Below are 16468 nucleotides of genomic sequence, written 5' to 3' on the forward strand. Positions count from 1 at the left end.
TTGTATTAATGAATTTAACATTATTTTGCTAAAACGGCCCGTTACAGCCGGATCAACATATTATATTTACTTTGATAACGTGATTACCGCAGGATGTATTGTACATCCGCTTGTTAATCACTCATCTGCAATTATATGGAATACAATTTCAGGGCTATTGAAAAAAAATGGCAGGAACAATGGGCAGACTCCCATGTTTACCAGGTAAAGAACGACACCAGCAAGCCTAAGTGCTATGTGCTGGACATGTTCCCCTATCCCTCCGGTGCCGGGCTACACGTTGGCCACCCGCTGGGCTACATCTCTACGGATATCTATGCACGTTATAAAAGACTAAAAGGCTTTAACGTACTACATACCATGGGTTACGATGCTTTTGGCCTGCCAGCTGAACAATATGCGCTGGAAACCGGTCAGCACCCCGCTGTAACCACCGCCAAAAACATTAAAACCTTCCGCGAACAGCTGGATAACATCGGCTTTTGCTACGACTGGTCCCGCGAAATCAATACCAGCGACCCAGCCTACTACAAATGGACGCAGTGGATATTCCTCCAGCTGTTTGAAAGCTGGTATAACCGCAGCACGCAGAAGGCAGAGCCTATCCAAACGCTGACAGCAGCCTTTGAATCGGCAGGTAATGCCGGCAACCCTTGCCCTGGCGACCGTACCATCCAGTTCACGGCAGCGCAGTGGAAAAGCTATTCCGAAGCAGAACAGCGTGATATCCTCATGCAGTACCGCCTTGCCTTCCTCGCCTATGCAGAGGTAAACTGGTGCGCTGCACTGGGTACCGTACTCGCCAACGACGAAGTTATCAACGGCGTGAGCGAACGCGGTGGCCACCCGGTAGTGAAAAAGAAAATGCGCCAGTGGTTTCTCCGCATCACCGAATACGCTAACCGCCTCCTCGAAGGCCTCGAAACCGTGGAGTTCAGCGAAGCCATGAAAGAAATGCAGCGCAACTGGATCGGTAAAAGCCAGGGCGCCGAAATCAAATTCAATATCAAAAACTCCGACGAAAAAGTCGAAGTATATACCACCCGCCCGGATACCATCTTCGGAGTCGATTTCATGGTCATCGCACCGGAGCATGACCTGGTGCAGAAAATCACCACCCCTGACCAGAAAGCCGCCATCGAAACCTACCTGGATTATGTTCAGAGTCGCTCCGAACGCGAACGCATGTCCGAAGTGAAACAGGTAACCGGCTGCTTCACCGGCGCCTACGCCATCAATCCGTTTGACGGCCGTGAAGTGCCTATCTGGATAGCGGAATACGTGCTCGCAGGCTACGGTACCGGCGCTATCATGGCGGTGCCATGCGGCGATCAGCGCGACTTCGGCTTTGCGCAGCATTTCCATCTCCCTATCACCAACATCATAGGAGCAGGATTTGACGGCACAGAAGCCAACCCTACCAAAGACGCCATCCTGCAAAACAGCGGCTTCCTCAACGGTATGGACATGCGCAAGGCAGCGGACCTGGTAATCGACAAACTGGAAGAAATGGGCATCGGCCGCCGACAGATCAACTTTAAAATGCGTGATGCAGGCTTCAGCCGCCAACGCTACTGGGGCGAACCATTCCCGATCATCTATAAAGACGGTATTCCTTACGCTATCGACGAAAAAGATCTGCCGCTGGAACTCCCGCACATCGAAAACTATAAACCTGGTCCGGAAGGAGAAGGCCCGCTGGCCAACATCACCGACTGGGTAAACATTGCACCGGGCGTAAAGCGCGAAACCAACACCATGCCTGGCTATGCCGGCAGCAGCTGGTACTTCCTCCGTTATATGGACCCACATAACACCCATACCTTCGCTGATCGTAAAATCACCGACTACTGGAACCAGGTGGATGTGTACATGGGCGGTACCGAACATGCCGTGGGACACCTGCTTTACTCCCGCATGTGGACAAAAGTACTGTTCGACCTCGGCCACATCGGTTTCCAGGAGCCATTCAAACAACTGATTAACCAGGGTATGATCCAGGGATCATCCCGCTTTGTATATCGCATCCATGGCACCAGCCAGTACGTTTCCCATGGCCTCAAAGACCAGTACGAAACCGATAAGCTGCACGTGGACGTGAATATCGTAGATGGCCTGGTACTCGATACCGAAGCCTTCAAAAAATGGAGAGAAGAGTTTGCTGATGCTACTTTCATCCTCGAAGACGGCCAGTATATCTGCGGCCAGGAAGTGGAGAAAATGAGTAAGAGTAAATTCAATACCGTTAATCCAAATGACCTGGTAGAGAAATACGGTGCCGATACTTTCCGTATGTACGAAATGTTCCTCGGCCCGGTAGAGCAGTCCAAACCTTGGGATACCAAAGGTATTGAGGGCGTACACCGCTTCCTGAAAAAGCTCTGGCGCCTGTTTGTAGACGAGCAGAAGGGCGTGGTGGTGTCAGACGACAATCCTACCCCGGAAGAGCTGAAGATCCTGCATACCGCTATCAATAAGATCGACAGCGCTACCAACACTTTCTCGTACAACACCGCAGTGAGTGCGTTCATGATTTGTGTAAACGACCTGCAGTCCATCGGATGCCGCAAGCGTAACATCCTGGAGCCTTTGCTGATACTGCTGGCACCATATGCGCCGCATACAGCAGAGGAGCTGTGGCAACTGATCGGGTTCAACGAAAGTATCCTCAACGCACCTTACCCGGTGTATAACGAGGAATTTACCAAAGAAAGCAATTTCAATTATCCGATTGCACTCAACGGTAAAACCAAAACGGAGATGAGCCTGGGCCTCGACCTGGACAATGCCGCGCTGGAAGCCGCTGTGCTGGCGAATGAAACAGTACAGAAATTCCTGGATGGCAAGGCACCTAAGCGGGTGATTATTGTGAAAGGAAGAATGATAAATCTGGTAGTGTAGGCACTACCGTTATATAATCCGAAACAAGAGGAGGCTGTATCAAAAACATGATACAGCCTCTTCTTATTTCGGAACCTGATGGACTCAGATAGTCTTTCCGTTTACTTTTGGCGCTTATTTCAGGAACCCCGGTGTGGCTTGCACGCCCCTCTCCCCGTGACACCGAAAGGCTTAAACATTGATTTTCCTTCATCACCTGACCAGGAGGGGACCTATTTTAGCCAGCCTCCCAAAACTAAAGGTTGCAGTTACTGCGCAATAAGTTTTGTATATTTAACCACCCATCAAGGGCTTCCCTACTATGCTGAAAGATATTCTCACGAAATATCAAAGCTCCTTTCAACCGGTAATTGCTTTGCTGGAGCCCGCAGAACCCTTGCTGGCCATGGATTTCACGCGCAAAAATGATGCACTCACTACCAGCATCCTGCATGATATTGACAAGTTCTGCACCTACATACAGCAAACCCTGAACAATAACGGCTATCGGCTGGGTATAGGCGGCTACGGTGAACACCGTACGATTTATGCGGTGAGTCCGCATTTCGATGCCGGCGAAGAGCCACGCCGGCTGCATCTGGGCACAGATGTATGGGGAGATGCAGGCACGCCGGTATTCGTGCCTTTAAATGGCCATGTACACAGCTTCCGGTTCAATGATCACTTTGGTGACTATGGCGCTACCATCATTTTGCAGCATACGCTGGATGGCTGCACCTTTCATACACTGTATGGCCACCTGAGCCTGTCTAACCTCCAGGGCCTGTACGAAAATATGCCCGTAGTGGCCGGGCAGCAGCTGGCCTGGTTTGGCCTCTCTTCTGAAAACGGCGGATGGCCGCCGCATCTGCATTTCCAGGTGATCGAAAACATTGGCTCCTATCGCGGCGACTATCCCGGGGTGTGCCGCTACAGCGAGCGCGATAAATACCTGCTCAACTGCCCTGATCCTGATATCATTCTGCAAATGAACCGCTTTATCCGTTAGTGTAAAAATAATATAGGTTTACACCCGGCTAACTTATTTTTACCAGCTAAATCGATTGACTAATGAAAAAAGCTGTTACCGTCCTTTTATTTTTACTGGCCGGCTTCACTGCATTTGCGCAGCAGCCAATACAGGTAATGTCGTTTAACATTCGCATGAATACACCGCACGACAGTTTAAATGCATGGCCTTATCGTAAAGACAAAGTAGCTGCCACCGTGCAGTTTTACGAGGCAAACACCCTCGGCGTGCAGGAAGCATTGTATGATCAGATGCTGGATTTGCAACAGTTGTTGCCGGGTTATAAATACATTGGTGTTGGAAGAGATGACGGTAAAACGAAAGGAGAATTTTCTGCAATTTTTTATGATACGGCAAGATTACAGGTGCTGGATCAGCAAACATTCTGGTTATCTGAAACCCCTGCTGTACCTGGCTCTAAGGGTTGGGATGCCGCTATTACCCGCGTAGTTACCTACGGCAAATTCAAGGATAAAAAGAACGGAAAAATCTTCTACCACTTCAATACTCACTTTGATCATATGGGCAAGGTTGCACGTAGGGAAAGTGCAAAACTACTGCTACAAAAAGTGCATGCGATTGCTGGCAAAACACCTGCTATCATTACGGGCGACTTCAACGCAACTCCTGATGATGAGCCAATACGTGTAATCACTAACGTTAGTGACCCTTTATATCTCACCGATAGTAAAAGTCAGAGCAAAACGCCACACTTCGGCCCTGTTGGCACATTCAACGGTTGGAAACAAGGAGAGGTAGAGCCGGCACCGATAGATTATATCTTCCTGAAAGGAAATTTTGAAGTATTAAAACATGCTACTATTTCAGAAAGCTGGGGCGGCAGATATGCATCTGACCACTTTGCAGTATGGAGTGTAATCCGGATTAAATAAGTATAAGTGAGACTGTTACAGGTATTTAACCAACCTGAATCCAGGCTGCCAGCGGTACTTGTAACAGTCCCACTTTCTACTCCTTTTTATAGTTAATCATGCGTATGTTCAACGGACATGCTACCTTCAGCAGCGCCTTTGATCTTATCATGCACAGAAGTATTCACATCTACGTTGATAGTGATTTTTCCATTGGCAAATGAACCAGTGAAATCTCCTACCTGGAGTTTGCTGATCAACAGGTCCATAGACAGTTGCAGCTTACCTTTCCATACAATGCTACTGTCAGTTACTACTACATCTTTACCCTGTGCTTTCAGAGAGATGGAACCAGACAACTGAATATCCATAGGGATATCCTTGCCATCCCATGTGAGGCGGCCTTTCAGAATAACGGCGGGATCTTTTTTATCCCCTTCCACTAATGCGCTAACTTTTACCTGCTGGTAAGTACCCAGCGGCAGTTTGATTGTTCCCAGCTGGCTTGGAATAGCGAGCAGGTTTACATACCTGTCAGTTTTCAGTTTAAATTCTACTTCATCTTTACCACGTTTAGCCTCAAACGTAATTTGCTTCAGTTTGGCAATAGCAGTGTCCCAGGTGATGTCGAAACCGTCGGTGCGCGCCATGGAGGCGTCGCCTGTGATTGCTGATAAACGTCCGGTCGCGTCCGCCGAAAGTGTCGTGGACGTACCGATTTGCTCGAGCTCATAATTAACGCTGGCTGCGTTCTTGTCGTCAATCGGTGGTTGACTTGGCTCAGTCATTTCCGTGTTACATGCTACAAACATAAGGGCGGCCATGCCCGCAGTAGCGCACATTTGGAGAATTCTGGTTTTCATTTTGATATGGTTTTAATAAAATCTTACGTATAGGGCTAACGCAGTAAAAATAACGAAGAAATCCGGATTATAGTACGGCTGAGAATTAATTTAAAAAGAAATATCCGGTAACGTTTTACATTACCGGATACTTATATGAAATAGATAGAATACTTACTATTCCTGAGTTTGCTTGATTCGTACAGGCGTATCCGTACCATTTACGATACTGGTCGCGCTCGTTGCAATTGCACGAATAATATCTGTAATATTAGTTACATCAAGGGTTTGCAGCTCATCGCCCACGGTATGATAATACTGGTCTTTATCGATCTGCGTGGTAGATACAGTGTGTGCAGGTACTCCTAAACGAGCCAGGGTAGCGTTATCGGAACGATAGAATAAATTTTGTTCAGGATATGGGTCCGGATAAAATTTAAACGTAGAGCCGTTGAGGTTATGTTGCAGAATTTTACCAAAATCAGAAAGATCAAATCCGGTGATGAACGCACTGTTTTTACCAAACTTGGATTCTTTACCAATCATCTCAATATTAAACATGGCTACTACTTTTTCAGGAGCCAGTTTACGGGAGAAGTACTGGCTGCCGTGGCCACCGGATTCTTCCCCTGTGAATGCCACAAAAATTAAGCTGCGGGCAGGTTTGGTGCCGCGGAAATAATTGGCCAGTTCGATTACCGCTGTTACACCGGAAGCATCATCATCCGCACCGTTGGCAATTGAATCCGCCCCTGGTGCGCCTGGCACAATACCGAGGTGGTCGTAGTGGCCACTGAACACTACATATTCATCCGGCCTGGTGCTACCCTGGATCACGCCCAGCACGTTGGTAAACGGCGATTCCTGGATAACTCTTTCCGCTTTCACGGTCCATTTGCTATCGTCCGCTACCGGCTCACCTTCCACGGCAAACACCATGTTATAAGGTGTTTCCATTGGCTGGATATTATCTATATCAGCCGCGTTTTCGTAAAACTTCTCTGAAATATGCTCTTTCACCACATCAATCATATGAGCGATGCTGGGATCTACCCATACCAGCGTGTTCATGTCGGCTTTACCGCCTTTACGTGCAAGGGCAAACAGGGCTCTGTCGCTCTTCACATGCACAATTTTATAATTGGCGGTATCTGCCTGCCAGTCGATACTGCGGGCTTTACCCACTACAGTTACCGGCCAGCTTTTAGTTTCCCCGTTAACGGTGATGGCAGCAGATTGCTGGATCAGCTGGAATTTTTTGAAGTCCTGTCGCAGACTCATACCGGACAATGGCACGAGGCCTGCTTTTTTGAATTCGTCTTCAATAAAAGCAGCAGCTTTAAAAGCGCCTGGAGTTCCGGGCTTGCGGCCCATCATATCGTCGGCAGCGAGGGTGCTTACAATACGTTTTACTTCTTTTTCCTTAATGGCCTGTTGGGCATAGGTATCGGAGATAGATGCTGCCACCAGCAGCAATGCAAGTAATTTCTTCATGTTTAAGCTGATATTAAACTTTGTTGGCTGAGTAAAGTAGGGTGAAATTAGTACTTTATAAGGGAATCCGCCAATGCATAATTTTCCCCCGGCTTTTGCGTACTTTTGGGCTCATTGAAAGATATGTCCAATCAACCTTTAAGACCAGATGAGAACAGGCTCAGCGCCGCTGAGAAAGAGTTCGAAAACAATATACGTCCGAAGGAAATCATTGATTTCTCCGGACAGGATCAGATCATCACTAACCTGAAGGTATTCATTAAAGCGGCCAAGATGCGTGGGGAAGCGTTGGATCATGTGCTTTTTCATGGTCCTCCGGGTTTGGGTAAAACTACCTTGTCGCGCATTGTGGCCAATGAACTGGGGGTGAATATCAAGGAAACTTCAGGGCCGGTGATAGAAAAGCCGGGGGATCTTGCCGGGTTGCTTACCAACCTGGAGGAGCGGGATGTGCTGTTTATTGATGAAATTCACCGGTTGAGCACTGTGGTGGAGGAATACCTGTATTCGGCCATGGAGGATTTCAGGATAGACATCATGATCGATTCCGGGCCAAGTGCGCGGTCTATCCAGCTTAACCTGCTGCCATTCACACTGGTGGGCGCCACCACCCGGTCCGGATTGCTGACGGCCCCGCTGCTGTCGCGTTTCGGCATCAAATCCAGGCTGGAATACTATACTGCTGACACCCTGCAGAAAATCGTTTGGCGCGCTGCCGGCCTGCTGGGCACTAAAATCACGTCCGATGCTGCCGGTGAAATTGCCCGCAGATCCAGGGGTACCCCTCGTATTGCCAATGGCTTACTGCGCCGGGTGCGGGATTTTGCACAGGTAATGGGCAATGGCACTATTGACCTGGAAATTGCCCAGTTCAGTCTCAAAGCCCTCAATGTGGATGAATATGGATTGGATGAGATGGATAACCGGATTTTGCAGATTATCATCGAAAATTTCAAAGGCGGCCCGGTGGGAATTACCACCATCGCAACTGCTGTAGGAGAAGAGCCGGGCACTCTCGAGGAGGTTTACGAGCCGTTTTTGATCCAGGAAGGGTTTATCAAGCGTACCCCGCGGGGACGTGAGGTAACAGAAAAAGCGTATGTCCATCTTGGGAAAACGCCGTTAAGAGGTAATTCCAATCTCTTGTTTTAGGGAGAGATGAAAGTATAAACAGGAACACCCGTCCGGCAGCCGGACGGGTGTTCCTGTTTATGATGCTGCCGTGCGCGGCGATCGTTATTCTTTGACTACCAGGCGGAAACCATTACCGTGAATATTTACGATTTCGATATTGGAATCGTCTTTCAGGTATTTACGCAGCTTGGCAATATACACGTCCATGGAGCGACCGTTGAAGTAGGTATCGCTACCCCAGATTTTTTTGAGTGCCAGTTCTCTTGGGAGCAGGTCATTTTTGTGCTCGCAGAGCATGTGGAGGAGCTCATTTTCTTTGGGCGACAGCGTATGCGACTCACTATTGCGGGTGAGTGTGCGGAGACGGGAGTTAAACTCGTAGGAACCGATTTTAAACTCGTGCTGCTCTTCCTCTTTATTATGCAGTTCCTGGTTACGTTTCAGGATAGCTTTGATTTTAAGGAGCAGCAGTTCGCTGTCGAATGGTTTGGAGATGTAATCATCCGCACCCAGTTTATAGCCCTGGATGATATCTTCCTTCATGGTTTTGGCGGAGAGGAAGAACAGGGGGATATCCGGATCTACGTCACGAATTTCCTCTGCCAGTTTAAATCCGTCCATATTAGGCATCATGATGTCCAGCAGGCAGATGTCAAATTTCTCACGACGGAAGGCCGCCAGCGCCAGGATACCATCTCTGCAGAGCTCCACGTCATAATCGTTCAGCTCCAGGTAGTTTTTAAGCACCATACCCAGGTTGGTATCATCTTCTGCCAGTAATATTTTAGGTTTACGTTCTTCCATAATCATAAAGGGTTGATTATAACAAATATAAAGTTTTTCTGCGGCACGAAAGGTCGTAAAAATACTGACTGCCGGCCGCCAATGAATTGTTAAAACTGCTGTAGTGCGCTATTATAACGCTTACAACTACACGAAGGTTGTGTACTAACGTTGTTTAATCAGGGAGGTAAATGGGTAACGGAGGTTGCTGTAGTTGATCATGTCCACTACTACGCTACCTACTGAAATAGGGCTTTCTATGCGGAGCGGCACTTTATTGGCGTCGTCGCTCACCCATACGGTCATTTTCTCGCCGCCTTCAAACATGGAGCCTTTGATCAGCAGGGGCCTGAATTTGATGGCGCGAAACGTACCAAATTTGGTTTTGATCTCTTCCTTGCCCATGTAACGCACGTAAATATTGTATACCTGATCGTCCAGGAACATGGCGAAGGGGATTTTATCTTCCGGTTTGTATTTGGAGAAGTCGATGTTGCGGGCGTAGTAGATGGAGCTGATAACGTCCTGTACACATGGCGGAACGGTAAAAGTACCGGTAGTACTGATTGCCTGATGACCTGCCTGATTGAATATGACGTTGTTATAGATTTTATAGCCGCCTTCATTCACGTTGCGGATAAACTTCAGTGGCTGCAGGGTGGCGGTGTCCAGGTAGGTTTCATAGCGGTCCCTTACTTTGAAAACCCAGTCGTAGGCACGGTAGGTTTTGCCATCGGCTACGATATGATATACGTCTCTGTTGGCGAATCTTTCCAGGCCTACATTGAAGGTGGCTTCGCCGGCGCCGATAAACATTTTACCGAGAGCATAGAAGACTTTGAGGGTAACGGATTCACCTGTTTTGAAGCTGGTATTTCGTATCGAACAGAAATCATTCTGCGCTTTTGCTGGGCGTATACAGGTTAAAAATAAGATGATAAGTAAGAAATACCGCATTGCAAGAGGCTATTTATCCTTAATAATTTTAACTCCCAGCAGGAGCACCGTACCCGCTATGGCCGGCAGGAAGAGGTTTATTAACCAGATTCCGCCAGTGGCTGCGAGGATGGCTACATCGTTGGAACTCAGAAAACCGAGGAAGAAGATACTTACTTTTCCCCGAACTCCAAGTTCTGCAATGGCAATGGTGGGTACTACGGCCATTACCAGGTAAATTACGCTGTTGAGCAGGAAGGCCTGCCACCACAAAAATTCCACACCCAATGCGTCGAGCAAAATCAAATACTGTGCCGAGAAGACCATATACCGGAGGGCTGAAAGCAGCAACAGATAACGTAATTCAGCAGATTGATAGCCGGCGATAATCTCTACGTAGCTTTTAAGTTTACGGAGCCAACGCAATTTTTCAAAAACAGTCAGAATAATTCGTAGCCGAAAATATAACAATATCGTCAGTGAGCAAATAATCAACAGTACGGCGAGGACTAAATTTCCCCAGAAATTGCGGTCGAGCCACTTGGAAATGCCTGCTGGCATGAGCCGGTGAATAAAAAAGAACAGCCCAATTAACCCAAAAATAACAGTTACGATCAGCTGGCTGAAGCTACCTACTATGGTGGCGGCAATAGCCTTGAGTTTATTTTCGTTGCGAAGGTACAGCACGCGGCCACCGTATTCGCCTATACGATTTGGCGTATTGATAGAGATGGACACGCCGGAAAGGATGGCGCTGAATGCTTTCTTAAACGATATCTTTTCCAGCGGCTGCACCAGTTGCTGCCACTTGCGGGCTTCGAGGCCCCAGTTAAAAAACATCAGCACCACCACGAGGAACAAACCTGTCCAGCCCTTGTGGTGCAGGGAATCGCGCATCTGCTGGATAGATTCCTGCAGGTTATCGCGGTGGGTCAGCTGCAAATAGATCGAGTATCCTAACCAGATGAAAAGCGTTACACCTAATGTGTAATTGAGAATTATTTTGGTACTTTTGTTCAGATATTAAGTTTTGGCAAAAATAACCTGTGGTTGGCAAACAAACCGAAAATAATTCTGGGCATTGACCCTGGTACCCTTGTAATGGGCTACGGCCTTATATTAGCAGAGGGTAAAAAAGTCAGTCTCATTGAGATGGACGTGTTAAAGCTATCCAGGCATAAGGACCATTACGAACGCCTGCAGGCAATACATAGCAGTATAGCAGCGTTAATCACCCAACATAAACCGGATTGCTTCGCTATTGAAGCGCCCTTCTTTGGCAAGAACGTACAAAGTATGCTGAAGCTGGGCCGCGCGCAGGGCGTTGCCATTGCAACGGCCATGCATGCAGGGCTGGCAGTAACGGAATATTCCCCAAAGAAAGTCAAACAGTCCGTTACCGGCAATGGAAATGCAGATAAGGAACAGGTATGGCTGATGTTACAACGCATCCTGAAAATCAGCGACAAACCAGCCTATTATGATGCTACCGATGCACTTGCAGTGGCAGTATGTCATTTTTACCAGGACAGCAATCCACTGGCAGGCCTTACCAAATCCAAAGGATGGGAGCAGTTCCTGGCACAACACCCCGAAAGAATAGTGCGGTAGGAAAAGCATATTTCATAAATTCCAAAATTGTAGTTACTTTGTTGAAATTCGATTGTAGTCTGAATCTACAGCCTTACACGCCATGATCAGCTTAACAGCTTGACTATGAAAAATTACTATCATCCGTTGTACACCAAAAGTGCAACGACTATTTTTATATTAACCAGCATCAAGGAGATATGAAAGCGAGAATCTTATTAGTGGAAGACGATCAATATATCGGCGCGGCAACTAAGAAAAGATTAGAGGAGGCAGGTTATGATGTGGTGCACAGTATTGACGGACAGGCAGCATGGGAGCAATTCCAGTCCCGCACCTTCGATATATGCCTGCTGGATGTAGTTATGCCTAAAAAAGATGGTCTCGCGCTGGCTGAACAGATCCGAAAAGTGAATGATCACGTCCCTATTTTGTTTCTTACCTCCAAAAATGAGAAAGAAGACAGAATTAAAGGTCTGCGCACCGGTGCCGACGATTATATCAGCAAACCCTTCAGCATGCAGGAACTCATCCTGCGTATAGAAGTGTTCCTGAAGAGAACCCGCAATCAACCGGTCGAAAAATCCCATATTTTCCACCTGGGCAAGCTCACCTTCGATTACGAAGATCTGCGCCTTTATAACGAAGAAGGAGATATTTCCATCAGCCTCACCCAGAAGGAAGCGGAACTACTCCTCTATCTCTGCAATAATCCCAATAAAACACTTAAAAGGGAAGAAATCCTGGCCAATGTATGGGGCAAGGATGACTACTTCCTGGGCCGCAGCATGGATGTGTTTATCACTAAACTGCGTAAGCACTTCAAATCCGATCCGCACGTACGACTTGAAACACTGCATGGTGTAGGTTTCCGCTTCAACGTTCCTGGTAAATAACCTACAGGCGGGCTACGATTGCCTGCTGAATGGCTTCAAATTCTTCCGGTGATAATTTCAGTTTACTCCTGGAAAAATTCATGTCGTCCACCGAATTGATAGGTATCAGATGCATATGCGCATGGGGTACTTCCAGCCCTACCACGCTCACCCCTATACGATTACAGGGCACCACTGCTTCTATCGCCTTTGCAATAGGTTTGGCAAATAACAGGTACTCCCGCATCAGGTCATCCGACACATCAAAAAACTTATCCGTTTCCACTTTGGGAATTACCAGCGTATGGCCTTTGGCCAGTGGGAAAATATCCAGGAAAGCATAAAAATTTTCGTTCTCAGCAATCTTATAACCAGGGATTTCTCCGCGGATTATTTTCGAAAAGATGGTCATGGTTCGGATGTTATATGATGGAAAATAAAAAGGGCCCTGCCTTGGCAGGACCCTGTAAATATCGGTAAAAAGCGTAACGGTTTACGCAGTAATATTTTCAATCTTAAAGCTGATTTTGCCATTAGGTGCTACTACCTCTGCCACATCTCCCACTGTTTTACCTAATAAACCTTTGCCGATTGGTGAAGTAACCGAGATTTTCCCGGCCTTCAGATCTGCCTCTGTTTCTGAAACCAATTGATAAGTTACAGTTTTCTTATTGGCAACATTGGTGATTGTTACCTTACATAAAATTGAGACTTTAGAAGTGTCAATAGAATCAGCCTCCACAATGCGTGCGTTAGCAATCGCATTTTCCAGCGTAGCGATTTTAGCTTCGTGTAACCCCTGTGCTTCTTTGGCGGCATCATATTCGGCATTCTCCTTCAAGTCACCCTTTTCCCTGGCTTCAGAAATAGCCCTCGCGATCTCTGCACGTCCTTTTGTTTTAAGGCCATTCAGCTCGCTTCTCATCTGTTCAAGAGTTTCTTTAGTAACGTAGTTTACGCCAGACATAACCTGCTGTGTTTTTATGGTTATAAGAAAAAAAAATCAACGCCCCCACTTTCATGGAAGCGTTGTTTTTCTGGTTCTATCGCAAATATAATATTTTTTGCTTAAGAAAAGTAATTTACTTTTCGATTTTAATATACTGAAAATCAGCTATTTAAATCAAATCACCACAGCCTGTTCCGCTGCTTAAAGTATATTTAACTTCTCTAAAACAACACGAGGCATACGTATACTCGCCTCGTGGGAATAACCCGCTATATGTGGCGTCAGTACTACGTTTGAGGCGGCCAGGAAATAGGCCAGCTGCTCTTTATCCGCTGCTGAGTAGGTAGTCAATTTTTCATTTTCCAGTACATCCAGGCAAGCGCCGCGTACACGGCCGTCTTCCAGGGCTGCAATCAGATCGCTGTTGTTTACCAGTTTACCCCTCGCCGTATTCATGAACCATACGGGATGAGCAAAGGCGGAAAAAAACGATTCGTTTGCAATATAACGGGTTTCTTCGGTAAGTGGCAGGTGTAAACTTACCACATCCGCAGTAGCATACACCTCTTCCAGTGTTACCTCTTTCACCGCTGCTGTCCCGAAACCTTTATTGTATTTATCATAGGCAATGATGTTAACATCAAAGCCCTGCAGTTTGCGTGCAAAGGTACTCCCGGTATGACCATAACCGATAATAGCCACTGTTTTACCTCCCAGCTCATAGGCACGGTTGCCGTCTCTTTCCCAAATGCCCTGACGCAGTTCCAGATTACTCTTTAACACGTTGTGCATCAGGCTGAGCAACATGCCTACCGCCTGCTCTCCTACCGGATCACGGTTGCCTTCCGGACTGCTTACACAATGTATCCCCTTGCTTTCGGCATAAGCTACATCAATCAGCTCCATTCCGGAGCCCAGGCGGCCAATCCACTGCAAATCTCTGCCATGGTCTATAATCTGCTTATCCACGCGAATACGGGTGGTCACTATCAGACCCACACAGCCAGGGATGGCTGCATACACTTCCTCGTAAGTAATAGATGGCTGGTAGTTTACTTCAAAGCCCTTGCTTTCCAGCTGGTCCACCAGGTATGGATGCACCTTGGCGGTAATTAATACTTTCTTACTCATATCATCTTATGTGACAAGGCCGCAAAATCCGCAACAGTAAGCTCTTCAGCCCTTTTACTGAAAATCGGGTCCTGCAGTGTTTCTTTATCGAATAATCCTTTCAGGGGGTTGCGCAATTGCTTACGACGCTGCCCGAACGCAGTTTTCACCAATACAAAAAACTTACGCTCTGAAGCTACATCCGCCGGCTGCTCCAGCCGGGTGAGGCGAATAACGCCTGATTTCACCTTTGGCGGCGGATTAAAGCAGTTTTCATGTACATCAAACAGGTACTCAATATGATAGTAAGCCTGCAGCAACACACTGAGTATGCCATAGTCCTTGTTACCATGACCAGCCGCGAGCCTTACCGCTACCTCTTTCTGGAACATACCCACTACTACTTCCACACTGGAACGCCATTCCAGCACCTTAAACATGATCTGGGTAGAAATATTATATGGGAAGTTGCCTATCAGCCTAAACTGCCCTTCAAACGGCAGCTCCGCATCCAGGATGCTCACATTGAGCAGCTTACCCTGGATAGCAGGATAAGTTTTTTCCAGATACAATACCTTCTCCGTATCCAGCTCAATAGCTTTAAAATGAATGCCGGGAATCTGTAACAGGTATTTGGTAATGGCACCCCCTCCGGGGCCCACCTCCAGCACTTGCTGGCCTTCGCTTACAGGTAGCGACTCAACAATTTTCATACAGATGTTCTCATCCTTAAGAAAATGCTGGCCTAATGATTTTTTTAGTGTATACATGACTGAGCCGCAAAGATAGCTAAAACCGGGATAACAGTGGTCCGGAAAACCAGCCCTCAGAAACTAACTGCTTTCTCTTATCTTTGTCCATTATTGACGCTATAACAGCATGAGTACTCCCAACATGAATAAACCAGTAATAGGCATCACCGTAGGTGACATCAACAGCATTGGCGCAGAAATCATAATCAAAACCTTTCTGGACAACAGGATGATGGAATTCTGTACGCCGGTGATCTTCGCGTCCAATAAAACCATCAACTTCTACCGGAAGCTGATGAATGAGAATAATTTTAACTATCAGTCCATAAAAGACTTTACCCGCCTTAATCACAAGCAGGTAAACGTGTATAACTGCTGGGAAGAAGAAGTGCAGATCACCCCGGGCATCCTCAACGAAGCCGGTGGCAAATACGCGGCCCGCGCCCTGGAAGTAGCCATCCAGTGCCTCAAAGAAGGACATATTGCCGGCCTGGTGACCGCACCCATCCACAAAAACAACATCCAGAGCGAGAAATTTACCTATACCGGTCATACCCCCTACCTCAAAGATGCCTTCGAAGCCAAAGAGGTACTGATGTTCATGACCGCCGATAACATGCGCGTAGGCCTGCTCACCGAGCACGTACCTATCGCCCAGGTTGCGCAGTATGTAACCAAAGAAAATATTCTTTCCAAGTTATATATGATGAGAGAGAGTCTGGTTAAGGACTTTGGCATCGACAAACCACGCATTGCCGTATTGGGCCTCAATCCACATGCCGGCGATGAGGGCCTCATCGGTAAAGAAGAAATTGAACAGATTGCCCCGGCCATTAAACAGGCGAAAGGCAACGGCATCATGGCCTTTGGCCCTTACAGCGCCGATGCCTTCTTTGCCCGTGAAATGTATGCCAAATTTGATGGCGTACTGGCCATGTACCATGATCAGGGCCTGATTCCATTCAAATCACTCGCCAACGGCGAAGGCATTAACTACACCGCAGGGCTGCCCATTGTAAGAACATCTCCTGACCACGGCACCGCCTTCGATATCGCAGGTAAAAACGTGGCTGATCCCGGCTCCTTCCGTCAGGCGATCTTCACCTGCCTGGAGGTAATCGAACAGCGCGAACGCTACGCTGAAAACACGAGAAACCCGCTGAAGAAGACAGAACTGGCATCTGAATAAACTTACTTACTGCTTTTAACAACAATGGCCAG

General features: G+C 47.3%; 15 protein-coding genes and 2 pseudogenes. 7 read left to right on the forward strand and 10 right to left on the reverse strand.

The genetic code is table 11. From position 1 onward, the window contains the following. Window positions 1-135: 135 nt before the first annotated feature. Window positions 136-2901, forward strand: coding sequence for a leucine--tRNA ligase (gene leuS, locus KW844_RS21415; protein WP_218378828.1), 2766 nt, complete (start codon window positions 136-138; stop codon window positions 2899-2901). A 385-nt stretch (window positions 2902-3286) separates the two neighbouring features. Beyond that, a pseudogene (locus KW844_RS21420) lies at window positions 3287-3760 on the forward strand (peptidoglycan DD-metalloendopeptidase family protein); the annotation flags it as partial. Window positions 3761-3808: 48 nt separating this feature from the next. Here KW844_RS21420 and KW844_RS29455 read toward each other — a convergent pair. After that, a pseudogene (locus tag KW844_RS29455) lies at window positions 3809-3868 on the reverse strand (hypothetical protein); the annotation flags it as partial. 83 nt (window positions 3869-3951) lie between these two features. On the opposite strand from KW844_RS29455, the gene KW844_RS21425 reads away from it, so the two are divergent. Continuing rightward, window positions 3952-4803, forward strand: coding sequence for an endonuclease/exonuclease/phosphatase family protein (locus KW844_RS21425; RefSeq protein WP_218378830.1), 852 nt, complete (start codon window positions 3952-3954; stop codon window positions 4801-4803). Window positions 4804-4895: 92 nt separating this feature from the next. On the opposite strand, the gene KW844_RS21430 is transcribed toward KW844_RS21425, so the two are convergent. Together KW844_RS21430 and KW844_RS21435 are read right to left on the reverse strand one after the other, a co-directional pair. After that, a complete protein-coding gene (locus KW844_RS21430; RefSeq protein ID WP_218378831.1) occupies window positions 4896-5645 on the reverse strand; it encodes a hypothetical protein in 750 nt (249 codons plus the stop codon). A gap of 156 nt (window positions 5646-5801) precedes the next feature. Further along, window positions 5802-7118, reverse strand: coding sequence for a M28 family metallopeptidase (locus tag KW844_RS21435; protein ID WP_218378832.1), 1317 nt, complete (start codon window positions 7116-7118; stop codon window positions 5802-5804). Window positions 7119-7241: 123 nt separating this feature from the next. On the opposite strand from KW844_RS21435, the gene ruvB reads away from it, so the two are divergent. Next, window positions 7242-8270 (forward strand): Holliday junction branch migration DNA helicase RuvB, encoded by a 1029-nt coding sequence (gene ruvB / locus KW844_RS21440; RefSeq protein ID WP_218378833.1) that lies wholly within the window; start codon window positions 7242-7244, stop codon window positions 8268-8270. Between the two features lie 84 nt (window positions 8271-8354). On the opposite strand, the gene KW844_RS21445 is transcribed toward ruvB, so the two are convergent. From KW844_RS21445 to KW844_RS21455, 3 genes are all read right to left on the reverse strand, one after another. Further along, window positions 8355-9056 carry a response regulator transcription factor gene (locus tag KW844_RS21445; RefSeq protein WP_218378834.1) on the reverse strand — a complete coding sequence of 234 codons (702 nt, stop codon included), beginning with the start codon at window positions 9054-9056 and terminating at the stop codon, window positions 8355-8357. A 144-nt stretch (window positions 9057-9200) separates the two neighbouring features. Next, a complete protein-coding gene (locus KW844_RS21450; protein ID WP_218378835.1) occupies window positions 9201-9992 on the reverse strand; it encodes a DUF3108 domain-containing protein in 792 nt (263 codons plus the stop codon). A 9-nt stretch (window positions 9993-10001) separates the two neighbouring features. Further along, on the reverse strand, window positions 10002-10913 hold the full coding sequence (locus KW844_RS21455) for a lysylphosphatidylglycerol synthase domain-containing protein (protein ID WP_218378836.1): 912 nt from the start codon (window positions 10911-10913) through the stop codon (window positions 10002-10004). Between the two features lie 108 nt (window positions 10914-11021). On the opposite strand from KW844_RS21455, the gene ruvC reads away from it, so the two are divergent. Both ruvC and KW844_RS21465 read left to right on the forward strand, forming a co-directional pair. Further along, window positions 11022-11582: a crossover junction endodeoxyribonuclease RuvC gene (gene ruvC, locus KW844_RS21460; protein WP_255578568.1), complete on the forward strand. Its 561-nt coding sequence runs from the start codon at window positions 11022-11024 to the stop codon at window positions 11580-11582. Window positions 11583-11761: 179 nt separating this feature from the next. Then, window positions 11762-12457, forward strand: a complete 696-nt coding sequence (locus KW844_RS21465) for a response regulator transcription factor (RefSeq protein WP_218378837.1) — start codon at window positions 11762-11764, stop codon at window positions 12455-12457. 1 nt (window position 12458) lies between these two features. Here the strand turns inward: KW844_RS21465 and KW844_RS21470 are convergent, their stop codons facing one another. From KW844_RS21470 to rsmA, 4 genes are all read right to left on the reverse strand, one after another. Then, window positions 12459-12848, reverse strand: coding sequence for an HIT family protein (locus tag KW844_RS21470; RefSeq protein ID WP_218378838.1), 390 nt, complete (start codon window positions 12846-12848; stop codon window positions 12459-12461). Between the two features lie 81 nt (window positions 12849-12929). After that, window positions 12930-13403 (reverse strand): transcription elongation factor GreA, encoded by a 474-nt coding sequence (gene greA / locus KW844_RS21475; protein WP_218378839.1) that lies wholly within the window; start codon window positions 13401-13403, stop codon window positions 12930-12932. A 183-nt stretch (window positions 13404-13586) separates the two neighbouring features. Beyond that, entirely contained in the window at window positions 13587-14516 is a 930-nt protein-coding gene (locus tag KW844_RS21480) for an NAD(P)-dependent oxidoreductase (protein WP_218378840.1), read from the reverse strand. Beyond that, the gene (gene rsmA / locus KW844_RS21485; RefSeq protein WP_218378841.1) at window positions 14513-15265 is read right to left on the reverse strand and encodes a 16S rRNA (adenine(1518)-N(6)/adenine(1519)-N(6))-dimethyltransferase RsmA; all 753 of its coding nucleotides are present in this window, start codon (window positions 15263-15265) and stop codon (window positions 14513-14515) included. The genes KW844_RS21480 and rsmA overlap by 4 nt, the downstream gene beginning before the upstream one ends. A 109-nt stretch (window positions 15266-15374) precedes the next feature. Between rsmA and pdxA the strand changes: the two genes are divergently transcribed. Further along, a complete protein-coding gene (gene pdxA / locus KW844_RS21490; RefSeq protein ID WP_218378842.1) occupies window positions 15375-16436 on the forward strand; it encodes a 4-hydroxythreonine-4-phosphate dehydrogenase PdxA in 1062 nt (353 codons plus the stop codon). The last annotated feature ends 32 nt before the right edge of the window (window positions 16437-16468 follow it).

This window comes from Chitinophaga sp. sic0106 (genome assembly GCF_019219075.1).
Taxonomy (GTDB): domain Bacteria; phylum Bacteroidota; class Bacteroidia; order Chitinophagales; family Chitinophagaceae; genus Chitinophaga.

Bases quoted from the DNA above. Each gene is read 5' to 3' on its own strand.
- KW844_RS21470 (WP_218378838.1), bottom strand. From the start codon at position 12,848: ATGACCATCTTTTCGAAAATAATCCGCGGAGAAATCCCTGGTTATAAG.
- KW844_RS21430 (WP_218378831.1), bottom strand. From the start codon at position 5,645: ATGAAAACCAGAATTCTCCAAATGTGCGCTACTGCGGGCATGGCCGCC.
- KW844_RS21425 (WP_218378830.1), top strand. From the start codon at position 3,952: ATGAAAAAAGCTGTTACCGTCCTTTTATTTTTACTGGCCGGCTTCACT.
- pdxA (WP_218378842.1), top strand. From the start codon at position 15,375: ATGAGTACTCCCAACATGAATAAACCAGTAATAGGCATCACCGTAGGT.
- KW844_RS21480 (WP_218378840.1), bottom strand. From the start codon at position 14,516: ATGAGTAAGAAAGTATTAATTACCGCCAAGGTGCATCCATACCTGGTG.
- leuS (WP_218378828.1), top strand. From the start codon at position 136: ATGGAATACAATTTCAGGGCTATTGAAAAAAAATGGCAGGAACAATGG.
- rsmA (WP_218378841.1), bottom strand. From the start codon at position 15,265: ATGTATACACTAAAAAAATCATTAGGCCAGCATTTTCTTAAGGATGAG.
- KW844_RS21450 (WP_218378835.1), bottom strand. From the start codon at position 9,992: ATGCGGTATTTCTTACTTATCATCTTATTTTTAACCTGTATACGCCCA.
- KW844_RS21445 (WP_218378834.1), bottom strand. From the start codon at position 9,056: ATGGAAGAACGTAAACCTAAAATATTACTGGCAGAAGATGATACCAAC.
- ruvB (WP_218378833.1), top strand. From the start codon at position 7,242: ATGTCCAATCAACCTTTAAGACCAGATGAGAACAGGCTCAGCGCCGCT.
- KW844_RS21435 (WP_218378832.1), bottom strand. From the start codon at position 7,118: ATGAAGAAATTACTTGCATTGCTGCTGGTGGCAGCATCTATCTCCGAT.
- KW844_RS21465 (WP_218378837.1), top strand. From the start codon at position 11,762: ATGAAAGCGAGAATCTTATTAGTGGAAGACGATCAATATATCGGCGCG.
- greA (WP_218378839.1), bottom strand. From the start codon at position 13,403: ATGTCTGGCGTAAACTACGTTACTAAAGAAACTCTTGAACAGATGAGA.